Source organism: Desulfovulcanus ferrireducens (assembly GCF_018704065.1).
Taxonomy (GTDB): Bacteria; Desulfobacterota; Desulfovibrionia; order Desulfovibrionales; family Desulfonatronovibrionaceae; genus Desulfovulcanus; species Desulfovulcanus ferrireducens.
The window spans coordinates 14,339-26,130 of the sequence record NZ_JAGUQP010000018.1 but is presented as its reverse complement, the minus strand read 5'-3'; the positions used below and the strand labels follow the sequence as shown (position 1 = coordinate 26,130).

At 43.6% G+C, this 11,792-nt stretch carries 11 protein-coding genes and 1 tRNA gene; 6 read left to right on the top strand and 6 right to left on the bottom strand.

The genetic code is table 11. The features are described from left to right. Window positions 1–77: 77 nt before the first annotated feature. The 6 genes from KFV02_RS07540 to flgF all read right to left on the bottom strand — a co-directional run bounded on the left by KFV02_RS07540 (window position 78) and on the right by flgF (window position 6,388). Entirely contained in the window at window positions 78–1,130 is a 1,053-nt protein-coding gene (locus KFV02_RS07540) for a peptidoglycan DD-metalloendopeptidase family protein (RefSeq protein WP_252380935.1), read from the bottom strand. Between the two features lie 356 nt (window positions 1,131–1,486). Then, window positions 1,487–2,593: a flagellar basal body P-ring protein FlgI gene (locus tag KFV02_RS07535; protein ID WP_434800287.1), complete on the bottom strand. Its 1,107-nt coding sequence runs from the start codon at window positions 2,591–2,593 to the stop codon at window positions 1,487–1,489. A 64-nt stretch (window positions 2,594–2,657) separates the two neighbouring features. Beyond that, a complete protein-coding gene (locus tag KFV02_RS07530; protein ID WP_252380933.1) occupies window positions 2,658–3,389 on the bottom strand; it encodes a flagellar basal body L-ring protein FlgH in 732 nt (243 codons plus the stop codon). Window positions 3,390–3,594: 205 nt separating this feature from the next. After that, window positions 3,595–4,563, bottom strand: a complete 969-nt coding sequence (gene flgA, locus KFV02_RS07525; protein ID WP_252380932.1) for a flagellar basal body P-ring formation chaperone FlgA — start codon at window positions 4,561–4,563, stop codon at window positions 3,595–3,597. Between the two features lie 70 nt (window positions 4,564–4,633). Continuing rightward, window positions 4,634–5,416 carry a flagellar basal-body rod protein FlgG gene (gene flgG / locus KFV02_RS07520; protein ID WP_252380931.1) on the bottom strand — a complete coding sequence of 261 codons (783 nt, stop codon included), beginning with the start codon at window positions 5,414–5,416 and terminating at the stop codon, window positions 4,634–4,636. Window positions 5,417–5,605: 189 nt separating this feature from the next. Then, window positions 5,606–6,388, bottom strand: coding sequence for a flagellar basal-body rod protein FlgF (gene flgF / locus KFV02_RS07515; protein ID WP_252380930.1), 783 nt, complete (start codon window positions 6,386–6,388; stop codon window positions 5,606–5,608). Between the two features lie 132 nt (window positions 6,389–6,520). Here flgF and KFV02_RS07510 point away from each other — a divergent pair. The 6 genes from KFV02_RS07510 (at window position 6,521) to KFV02_RS07485 (ending at window position 11,791) form a co-directional block, all read left to right on the top strand. Next, window positions 6,521–6,596 (top strand) — tRNA-Gly (locus KFV02_RS07510). Between the two features lie 100 nt (window positions 6,597–6,696). After that, window positions 6,697–7,173 carry a ribosome maturation factor RimP gene (rimP, locus tag KFV02_RS07505; protein ID WP_252380929.1) on the top strand — a complete coding sequence of 159 codons (477 nt, stop codon included), beginning with the start codon at window positions 6,697–6,699 and terminating at the stop codon, window positions 7,171–7,173. Between the two features lie 42 nt (window positions 7,174–7,215). Then, the gene (nusA, locus tag KFV02_RS07500) at window positions 7,216–8,496 is read left to right on the top strand and encodes a transcription termination factor NusA (RefSeq protein ID WP_252380928.1); all 1,281 of its coding nucleotides are present in this window, start codon (window positions 7,216–7,218) and stop codon (window positions 8,494–8,496) included. Window positions 8,497–8,515: 19 nt separating this feature from the next. Then, entirely contained in the window at window positions 8,516–8,764 is a 249-nt protein-coding gene (locus tag KFV02_RS07495; RefSeq protein WP_252380927.1) for a YlxR family protein, read from the top strand. Next, window positions 8,745–11,384: a translation initiation factor IF-2 gene (infB, locus tag KFV02_RS07490; protein ID WP_252380926.1), complete on the top strand. Its 2,640-nt coding sequence runs from the start codon at window positions 8,745–8,747 to the stop codon at window positions 11,382–11,384. Before KFV02_RS07495 ends, infB begins: the two co-directional genes overlap by 20 nt. A gap of 119 nt (window positions 11,385–11,503) precedes the next feature. Continuing rightward, a complete protein-coding gene (locus KFV02_RS07485) occupies window positions 11,504–11,791 on the top strand; it encodes a DUF503 domain-containing protein (RefSeq protein ID WP_252380925.1) in 288 nt (95 codons plus the stop codon). Window position 11,792: the final 1 nt, after the last annotated feature.

The following is an 11,792-nucleotide window of genomic DNA, read 5'->3' as shown; positions in this document are numbered from 1 at the left end:
CTCCCCTTTTTTTCGTAATTGAGAATTCATTAAATTTCGACATCTCTTTTTATCTTGCACGCTTACCACTCACCCATTTAGGCATTATCCGTCTTCTTGCCGATGCTCAGACCAGCCAGCAATCTTTCTCTTATCTGCAAGGGGTTCCAAGCCTGATCATACTGTCTGAGTTCAAAGTGCACGTGCGGCCCAGTGGAGCGACCTGTATTCCCTGATAATGCAATTCTTTGGCCAGAACGAACAAATTCCCCCTCCCGGACCAAATTCTTTGTGTTATGTGCATAAATACTTTGCCACCCATTTTTGTGCTCCAAAATAACCACCTGACCATAACCACCTCTTGAGCCGGAAAAGACGACTTTACCCGGCCAGCAAGCCTCAATAGGAGTTCCTTCTGAGACAACCAAGTCAATGCCTGCATGCCAGGCCTGTTGGCCTGTAAAAGGATCCAAACGCCAGCCAAATCCGGAACTTACCTGTGCCTGGACTGGCCAATGTAATTGAGGCAATGGACCGGTGTCTATGTTTATATTTTTTACCGGGTCAATTTGAAGAGATTCCTGCAAAGGACTCAGCCCACCTTTTCCCGACCTTGATCTGGCCTCAATTCGTCTAGCCAGGATATCTACTTTCTTTAACGGATCCCTTTCATGCACCAGTGCATCCTTCAACTCATGAATACTTTTCTCAACTGGTCGAACCTTGTTGCATGTGTTGCTTGCCTCGGGCTGTGGTTGACTTCTCTTAAGCTCATTTACCGGAGCTGCGGCAGGATCAGTTTCAGCACTACTCTTTTCCAGCCTCTTTTGTAACTGTGAAAATAAAAGGTCGCCTAGGCCCAAACCACCTCTTTTAGCCAATCTGGTTGATAACTCCTGGTCATATAAAGAAAGATAAATATCTTCTTCTTTGCTATGAAGATAGCCCTCTTTGGGCACAGTTGCTCGCATTTGCTCCCACAGCTTCTGAATAAAAATTGCCTCAAAATCAGCACAGGCCTTACGCAGCTCTTTTTCCTGATTTTTCTTCGGCCCTAGATTTTGTTTCAACCTGGCCAATCGTTGCTGAAAAGCATTGTCCTTGGCCTTTTGCGCTGCTATGATTCCCTGTTGCATTAATTGATCAGACATAACTATCCTCTTTGAAGTGAGTAAAGAGAACTAAAGTGTTATTTTTTTTACTCTATATAATAGGTTAGTGGAAAATTATTCTTTTATTTCTCAAACCGCTTTACTTTACCCGGCGTTTGACGGGCTCATTCTGAGGGCCCCTCCCGTCATTCTGAGAGAAGCGAAGAATCTCGTAAATTTGTCTGAGAGTCCTTCGGTCGTTTTGCTCCATCAGAATGGATCCAGGAACAGTTTTAAGAATACAATAACCAATTGACGGCATTAGTAATATAATACTTCCCTTATATTACACCCACACAAGAACCCCAAACACTCCGCCTCACTCCCCCATCATAGGCGGATTTCCACTCTGTGTTCTATATCACTTCAAGCTGAGCATGCAGAGCCCCTGCTGCCTTTAACGATCTTAAAATAGAAATTAAATCTCTAGGCGAAGCCCCAATAGCATTCAATCCATCGACCAGTTCTTTAATGGTCGCTCCCTTAACAAAAACCAGGTTACGCTGCTCCTCTTTGATACCAAGTTGAGTTCTGGGCACCGCTTGTGTCTGACCCTGAGAAAACGGAGCAGGCTGGGAAACTTGAGGTTGCTCCTGGACCACAATATGCAGGTTCCCATGGGCAATGGCCACCTTGGAAATGGTCACATTCTCGCCCATGACCACTGTTCCTGTCTTTTCATCCACTACAATCTTGGCAGGACTGTCAGGGCTGATATCCAAATTTTCCAATGAGGCTAGAAAAGGAATTAAATTACCTCGAAATCTCTCCGGTACTTTTACTCTAACAGTGGAAATATCCTCGGCCTTGGCCACATCCCGGTTAAAACTATTGTTGATCTTGTCTACAATCTGAGCTGTGGTTGAAAAATCCTGCGTGCTTAAATTAATAATCACGTTTTCCTGGCGATTAAATTTAAAGGGCACTGCCCTTTCCACCATTGCCCCACCAGGAATGCGAGCTACGGTAGTAATATTTTTGGTTGCAGTGGCTGCTGCTCCTCCTGCGGAAAACCCACCGACAACCAAGGGGCCCTGGGCCAAAGCATAGATCTTACCATCAATTCCTTTGAGTGGCGTTTGTAAGAGCACCCCGCCAAGTAAACTTTTGGCATCACCAATAGAGGAAACGGTGACGTCCAGCTTTGTTCCCGGCTTCGCCGAAACCGGCATCCTGGCCGTAACCATAACTGCTGCTACATTTTTTACTTTCAGGGCATTTTTATCTACCCTGACCCCCATATTTTCAAGCATATTCACCAGGGACTGAATGGTAAATTGGGTTCCACTTTTGTCTCCAGTTCCGGACAGGCCTACCACTAGGCCATAACCAACCAACTGATTAGTTCTCACCCCACCGAAAGTAGCAATATCTTTTAAACGAACAGCCTGACCTTGCTTACAGACCCCCAGCAAATACAACCCTGCTATTAAAAAAAATAATATTAACTTACGCATACGCATAATCTGAGGCTCCCAATTTTTGGGTGTTGAAGAAGATAAACTTGCGTTTTTCAGCTTTCACGACTCAAAATGGCCAAATATGGTCTAGAATTCTGGTTAACCAACCTGGTTTTTGTTTGTCTGCCAATATACCCTGCCCATAAATCTCTATATGTGCATCCGCCAGGTAGTTAGAAGATACTGAATTGTCAGGGCTAATATCCCTGGACCGAACCAAACCGCGAACAACTATGATCTGCGTTTCTCCATTCACCCTGATCTGCCTGGCTCCTTCAATTTGCAAAATACCTCCATTTAACACCTTGACCACACGGGCTGCCACGCTGGCTGAAATATCTGACTCTCGCTTGGTTTCACCATTGCCAGTGAATTTACTTACAGAACCTGCTTTAACCATAGGCGTAGCCCCTACCGTACCCCGCGGACCAATATTTGGCCCTGCTCCAACAATAGAACCCAAAGGTAGTGCTCGCATATGTCCAAGATCAAACAAGTTCTGCACCCCAAGATTTATAGACGAATCCTTTTCAGACTTAGTCGTGGCCTTATTTTTGGCAGTAACAGTCTCCACGACATTGACCACGACAATATCTCCTACTCGTCTAGCCCGGTTATCAGTAAATAAATAACTGGCCTGATTCGGATCAAAAAGAGAACCTGGATTTTCAACTTTCTGATCAACAACATGCTCGGGAGGTGGCGGAGTAAACGCAGGCATAGGAGTTGATTGTTTACTTGCCGGAGCACAAGCAAACATACTTAAACAAATAAGCACAAAAACTATTCCCTTTAACATTTTCTATCTCCCAAAATTAATGGATGCGTCTGTAAAAACGATTAAACCAACAGTAACTCTTCCCGCGTTTGCCGGAAATTTATTCGCTTGCGCTCAGAATAGCGACAATTAGACACGTCATCCTGAATCTACCCCCAGGAAGACCTACTTGTCATCAAGAATAAAGTTTATTTTTTCAAACACACCTTAATGCGCCTAACTTTCATCAATCGACAACCACTGTATTTTTATCCACGACCTTGGCCAATACCTGGTTTTTACTTTGCAAATTCTTCACCAAAATAGACTGGCCCAGATTTCCATCCTCCAAGGCCATGGCTGGCACTACCAGAGATACAAACTGTCCTTGAAACTTTAAGTTAACTTTCTCACCCCGACTGATGGTAGGAACAGGCTCTAGGTTAGACATGACAAGAATTTGTCCTTTGCCCACAGGGCTCTTTACCCTCCAGGGACCACCCTGTCCGTTCCAGACCTGCCCATGCACATAGGCCAAATTCTTTTTTTCAAAACGAACAGTGCTCGGATAAACAACTTCTTTTCTATTTAAAGGCTTAGCAGCACAAGGTACTGCCTTCCACACATCGATAAAAACAGTACCGGTATAACTTTTAACCAAGTTTCCAAAAGCATCTTCAACCAGAAGACGTAAGGAGTTACGCCCTGGCTTTACATCAGGCATAAGCTCAATGCGAACGGACTCATTTTTTTGCCAAAAAATTACGTTTGGCAAACGAAAGTCCCGAAAATTTACCTCCCCACCTAGGGCCTTTACCTTGTCTGTCAAAAATGTGACGATTTTTTTTCTTAAAATCTCTTTTCCTAAGCCACCTGCAGCCTGTTTTATAACTATTTGTTTGGGCAAAAAACAAACACTGGCAATATCCCCTAAAAAACGAGTTAGACTTGTCAAAAGCCTTTGTCTGGGAATAACCATCATTTTCTTTGCAGGCACTGGCCACAATAAAACATCCTTCAGCTCAGACCACTTCTTTTGTGCCCACTCCCCTTCAGGCACAGCTATTTCTCCAAACCTGACCCGCTCGCCCTGTACAGCAACCCATTCTTTGATCCAAAACCTACCTTCTTTTACCTGAGCCAGCCCCTGGCCAGGCATTAAAAAACAGTTCACCACAAGCAGCAAAGAAATAATTATTGGCTTCGTTAAGTTCATTGAGCTTGTTAAGTTTGTCTGACCTGAACTAAACACTTTCCAACCTCACAAGCTCAGCCTCCTGAGCTTTTTAACGTTTCATCTGATTAGCGATCTGGAGCATCTGATCGGAAGTAGTAATGGCCTTGGAATTTATTTCATAGGCCCGCTGTCCCACAATCATATTCACCATCTCCTCTACCAACTCCACATTCGACATTTCCAGAAAACCCTGGGCTATTGTCCCAACATTGTTTTCGCCAGGCACGCCCTCGGTAGCCGCACCAGAGGCATCTGTTTCTAAGTACAGATTGCGGCCAATACCTTTTAGTCCAGCCGGGTTTATAAATGTATACAGGGGAATATCTACCGCTGCCAATTCATTCCCGGACTTGTCCAAGGCGGCCATATGCCCGTTTTCTGTAACCACTATATTTTGCGTTTCCGCTGGCACATTAAACTCAGGCTGCAGCGGATAACCATTGGCTGTAACCACCCGGCCATCCTGGTCCAGCTTAAAGGCCCCAGCTCGGGTATAGGCTATTTCGCCGTTAACCAAAACTTGAAAGAAACCATCCCCTTCAATGGCCAAATCCAAAGGATTCCCTGTGCTCTGATAGTCTCCTTGGGAAAAAAGTTTATGTACTGTTACAGGTCTGACTCCCATGCCGATCTGCAACCCTGTGGGAATGCGATCACCTGATCGATTCTGTACTCCAGCTATTTTTAAATTTTGATACATTAAATCCTCAAACTCAGCCCTGCTCTTTTTAAAGCCAATGGTGTTTACATTAGCCAAGTTATTGGCAGTAACATCGATATTCAATTGCTGGGCTATCATACCCGAAGCCGCTGTCCATAGTGAACGCATCATGGCTTGCTACTCCTTTGTATGTCTGGTTTAAATTCTAACCTAAATCCCTTAGCTTTTTGGCGATTTTCCTGTATTCCGGGACAGGAGTCGCGCTTTAATAAAGTTGAGCAGATGAGTGGATAGAGCAAAGTTTAATAGCAAATATTTATACCCCATTAACCCATTACCCCTTCAATTCAACAATTGACTTTATCTAACCGTTCCCACTTCCCGAATAACCTTTTGATCCTCTTCCTGCGAAGAGGTCATGACCTTTTGCAAAGACTCAAAAGTTCGCATAGTATCAATCATACTAACCATTTCTTGCACCACTTCTACATTTGAGTCTTCCAAATAACCTTGTTTAACCCAGGCCTGCTCAGCGGGTATTTCCGCCATATTTAAACCTGGTTTAATTCGAAATAATTGTCGGCCCAACTTTTCCAGCCCATTTAGATCGTTGAATGAAACCAGGGAAATGTTGTCGACTACTTCCCCACCAACTACTACCTGTCCCTTTTCCGTGACTACTACATCACCATTCTCAGGAAGCTCTATAGGACCGCCATCACCAAGAAGTACAAACCCCTGACCAGTAACCATATACCCCGTGCGAGGATCCCTTTGAAAACGACCATTTCTAGTATAGGCAGTCTGTCCATCAGGAGTCCTGACCCGGAAAAAACCTTCTCCTTCAATAGCCAGATCCAGTTTATTCCCGGTAAGCCGCATAGCACCCTGGTTAAAGTCTATACTGGACTCAGCAATCCTTGTCTGACCATAAACCTTTGCCTCTGGCCACAATATCTTGTCCTTCAGAGCTTCTTTGGGATTTACATAGTCTGCAGCATAATGTTTAAACACATCACGAAAAGACAACTTATCCTTCTTAAATCCAATTGTATTCACATTAGCCAGGTTGTTAGCAATAATATTCATCCTGTATTCTTGAGTTAGAGACCCAAACAGGGCGGTGTACATACCTTGTTGCATAATTTACCTCCTCACCTAAAAAGTAGCAAATACCAGACCAAACCTTTGGCTACCTCACTTCCGAGTCCAAAAAAGAGGATTTTTACTCTTGACAAACACTTATTTATTAGCAATATGAGAAAACTTACTTGAGCGGGTGTAGCTCAGCTGGTAGAGTACAAGCTTCCCAAGCTTGGTGTCGCGGGTTCGATCCCCGTCACCCGCTCCACTCCTGGCTAAAATAATTGGCCTGCAAGGCCTTAGTGGAGTGGACCTTAAGGTCCACTTTTTTTTTGGAAACGATAATTTTTTGGATAGCGGTAAATTTTATGGAACTTGAAGAAATCAAGGAGAAGATCACCCAATTAGTTAAAGCTCAGTGTCAACTATTTGGACTTTCTCTATGGGGCATAGAGTTTGCCCCGGGTGCAGGCAAAAAACGAGGTTTACTTAGAGTTTATGTGGACGCTCCACACGGGGTTAATGTTGACCAGTGTGCCAAGCTCAGCCGAGAGTTAAGTGTTATTTTAGATGTAGAAGATATTATACCGGGTTCTTATAATCTGGAAATATCTTCTCCAGGCTTAAACCGTACCTTTTTTTCTTCGGAGCAATTAACAAATTATATTGGTCAAAAATTGAAAATTAAATTAATTCATCCTATTGACAACCGAAAAAATTTTTCAGGTACCCTGCAGGAAGTAAAAGCTAATATGTTTACTATTATCTCAGATTCAGGCGAGAAATGGGAATTCGACTTTGCCGATACGCAAAAGGTGCAGTTAAAGTTTGAATTTAACGATTAAATATATAAAATTCCGGACTATAAAAGAGAGCGGAGGACAGCAATGGGTTTAGAGCTTAAAAAGGCCATCGACCAGATTAGCAAAGACAAAGGTATTGATCGGGATTTACTCGTGGATACCCTGGAAGAGGCAGTCCGGTCTTCAGTGGCCAAAAAGTATGGTGACCATTTGGACATCGAGGTCAGTTACAATGAAGAAACCGGGGAAATTGATGTGTATCAATTCAAGATTGTTGTCCAGGATGTAAATGACCCGGATACAGAAATCTCCCTGGAAGAAGCCAAAAAACATGACCCCAATGTGCAACTGGACGATGAATTGGGCTTCAAGCTGAAAGTGGAAGACTTAGGCCGTATTGCTGCCCAATCTGCCAAACAGGTAATAATCCAGAGAATGCGCGATGCAGAACAGGAAATCATTTATGAAGAATATAAAGATCGAAAGGGTGAAATCATAAGTGGTATTATCCAACGCAGAGACAAGGAAGGCTGGATCATTAATTTAGGCCGAACAGAAGCGCTTTTGCCCAAAAACGAACAGATCCCAAAGGAAAGATATCGTCGTGGAGACAGGATCCAGGCTTTTATAATTGATGTACGCAAAGAAGGACGTGGCCCGCAAATCATTGTCTCCCGCTCTCATCCTGACTATCTGATTGCCCTGTTTCATCGCGAGGTTCCGGAGGTGGCTGACGGTACAGTCAAAATCATGGGAGCAGCTAGAGATCCGGGCAAACGAGCCAAAGTAGCTGTTATGACTCAAGATTTGGACGTGGATCCTGTTGGCGCTTGCGTTGGAGTCAAGGGCTCTCGTATCCATAATATTGTCCAAGAACTTAAAGGGGAAAGGATCGATATAGTTGTCTGGAGCCCGGATATAGCCACATATGCAGCCAATGCTCTATCTCCGGCACGCATCTCTAAAATTTTCGTTGACGAAGAAGAAAAGACTCTAGAAGTGATTGTTCCTGATGATCAACTTACTCCGGCTATCGGCAAAAAAGGCCAGAATGTTAAACTTGCTTCTAAACTTTTGGGTTGGAAGATAGATGTATATACTGAAACCAGATATAATCAGATAAACGAGCATAAAAAAGTGCTCGAACAACTGGCGAGCGCTGCAGAAGTTTCAATGCAAGATTTTCTCCGGGCTGGTTTTGAGTCCATGGACCAATTAGCACAGGCCAGTGATGAAGAACTTCTGCAAATACCAGGGTTTAACCCGGACAAAGTCTCAGATTTAAGGGCAGCCATAAATCTTTTGAGACCGGATAAAGAAAAAAAAGAAGGGGAAGAATCAGAGGAGGATCCTTCATCTTCTTAAGAGGACTTAAAAAAAATAAATGAGCAAAGCTAACAAACATATCCCTATTAGAACTTGTGTTATATGCCGGCAAAAATATCCCAAACACGAGCTTGTCCGATTCACCTGTCCACGGACAGAAAACGAGCTCCAAATCGATCCCACTGGGAAAAGCCCTGGGCGGGGCTTTTATGTTTGTCATAAAGAGAGATGCCAAAAAAATATATCCAAATTCAGGGGATGGCGAAATAAATGTAAGGGGGTAAGGCATGTCCAAAATGCGCGTTAGAGAGTTATCTGCAGAGCTTGGAATTTCCAACAAGGAATTGATTCAAATCCTGAGGGGACTGGACATTCATGTCAAAAGCCATATGAGCGGTTTGACAGATGAAGAGGTGCAACTAGTCCGGGAGAAGATAACTAAAACACCTCAGGAGACAGTTGTCGAAAGAAAAGCTGAGTCTGGAGTTATTGTTAGGCGTAGAAGAAAGCCCAAACCCAAGCCAGAACAGAAAGTAGAGCTTTTAAAAGAGGAAGATAAAGCTCTCCCTGAACCTGAACTAAAAAAAGAGGTCACTGAAAAGCCAGTTCCAGAAACTGCTCCTGAAGTAACCTCAGCCAAAGAAGTCCCTCAAAAAATCGAGCCCCCACAAAAAGAAATTAAAAAAGCAGCCCCTGAAAAGCCTGAAAAAGAAGAAAAAAGTAAAGAAGAGTTAGATCAGAAAAAGAAAGAACTTAAACCGCGCAAAAAAGCCAGAAAAAAATTTAAAAAGAAGAAAAAAGTCATTGAGCCACAAGTCAGGGTTATTTCCAAGCCTGAGCCCCCTGTTGCTGAACCTTCAACAGAGCCTGAAGTAGAATCCGAACTCTTGCCCAAAGCTGAAGTTAAAGAGGTAGTCCAGGTTCCAGTTGAAGAGCAAAAAGAAGAAGGAAAGAAAAAACGCAAAAAGAAGAAAAAAGGGAAAAAACAAAAACGAGTTGTCGATTTTTCTGATTTCTATCACGATGAAGAAGAGGAAGACAAAAAGGCCAAAAAGAAGAAAAAAGCTGTCAAACCAGAAGACAAAGGGCCAGGGAAACCAAAAGCCAGAGCAAAAGTAGAAAAGGAGGCTCCTGAAGAGCCTGCCAAACCAACCACCCAGCCCATCAAGGCCTCCAAACGCAAAGTAAAAATTGACGAGGCCATCAGGGTGGCGGACATGGCCAAACAAATGGGAATCAAGGCTCAGGATATCATCAAAACTTTACTTTCTTTAGGCGTTATGGCCACCATTAACCAATCTATTGACATTGAAACGGCAACTATCGTGGCAGCTGAATTTGGTTATGAAGTGGAAAAAGTGGGCTTTTCAGAAGATGAATTCCTCTTGCCCAAGGAAGAAGATAAACCCGAAGATCTGCGTCCCAGGCCTCCGGTGGTGACAATTATGGGTCATGTAGACCATGGTAAGACTTCTCTCTTAGATGCTATTAGAAAGTCTAAAGTCACTGCAGAAGAAGCAGGTGGCATAACCCAACACATTGGAGCCTATTACGTCTCCTCTCCAAAAGGGGACATTGTCTTTTTGGATACTCCGGGACACGAGGCTTTTACAGCCATGCGCGCCCGCGGAGCCGAGGTCACAGATATAGTTGTTCTGGTTGTAGCAGCTGATGACGGCGTTATGGAACAGACCAGAGAAGCCATAAACCACTCCAAAGCTGCTAATGTACCCATTGTCGTAGCTGTAAACAAAATCGACAAGGAAGGGGCCAATCCTGATCGAGTAAAAAGGGAGTTGGCTGAACTTGGGCTGGTTCCCGAAGATTGGGGTGGCGAAACCATCTTTACTAATGTCTCAGCTAAAAAGAAAATTGGTATTGACGAACTTCTGGAAATGATTCTCTTGCAGGCTGAGGTATTAGAACTAAAGGCCAACCCAAACAAGCCGGCGCACGGACACATAATAGAAGCCAGGTTGGATAAAGGGCGCGGCCCAGTTGGTACAGTCCTGATCCAGGGCGGTACTCTGCGCCAGGGAGATGCCTTTGTCTGTGGTCTTAAGCATGGAAAAGTCAGAGCCATGTTCAATGATCAAGGCAAAAAAGTAAAAGAAGCAGGGCCGTCATTTCCCGTGGAAGTACAGGGTTTTGATGGCGTGCCAGAGGCCGGTGATGAGTTTGTAGTGGTCAAAGACGAGAAAGTAGCCAGACGCATTGCCGAGGCAAGGCAGGTCAAACAGAGGGAAAGGGAACTTGCCAAGGAAAATAAAATCACACTGGAGAGCTTACTTGCAGCCAAGATGGAAGGCGAAACCCAAACCCTCAATCTTGTTCTCAAGGCTGATGTCCAGGGGTCCCTGGAAGCCATTTCCGAAGCCTTGCGCAAACTATCCACCGATGAAATCAAGATCAATATTATCCACGGTGGCACAGGAGCTATTTCTGAATCTGATATCATGTTGGCTTCGGCTTCCTCGGCCATTATCATTGGTTTTAATGTCCGACCCACAGCAAAAGTCAAAGAAGTGGCTGAAAAGGAAAACGTTGAAATCAGATTCTATAACATCATTTATGATCTCGTTAACGACATCAAAGATGCCATGGCAGGCATGCTTGCTCCAATCATCAAGGAGCAATATCTTGGTCAGGCCGAAGTATTGCAAACCTTTAGTGTCCCCAAAGTCGGCACAGTAGCTGGCTGTATGGTTGTAGACGGAAAACTAATGCGCAACGCCAAGGTCAGATTGCTCAGGAATGGAGTAGTTATCTATACTGGAAAATTAAGCTCTTTGAAAAGATTTAAAGATGATGTCAAAGAGGTACAAAAAGGATTTGAATGTGGTGTAGGTCTGGAAAACTACAATGACATCAAAGTTGGTGATGTAATCGAGGCCTTTGAAGAAGTAGAAGAAAAGGCGAAATTGTAACTTTATTCCAAAGCGAAAGCCAAAGGCTTAGTGTTTAGCTGAGTAGTTAAATAGTTAAATGGATATGTAAGTGTCCCCGTCAAACATAAAACTTAATACGTGCCTCAAAAACTCAGAAAATGTTGATTGGATCATTAATCATTAAATTTAGGTTATACGGTATTTTCTCTCTAAAAGGCAAACGGCAGATCACCAATAGCTTGAAGCAAAAGCTAAAAAATAAATTCAATGTGGCTGTTGCTGAGATTGAACATTTAGATAGTCTGGATATCTTGACTTTGGGCATTGTCACCGTAGCCAATGAGACCAAAAGAGTAGAATCAATACTGAACAAGGCCCTGGCGATGATTGAGGCAATCAGTACCGACGAAATAATAGATGTGCACATGGAAGTATTTGGAGCGTAAA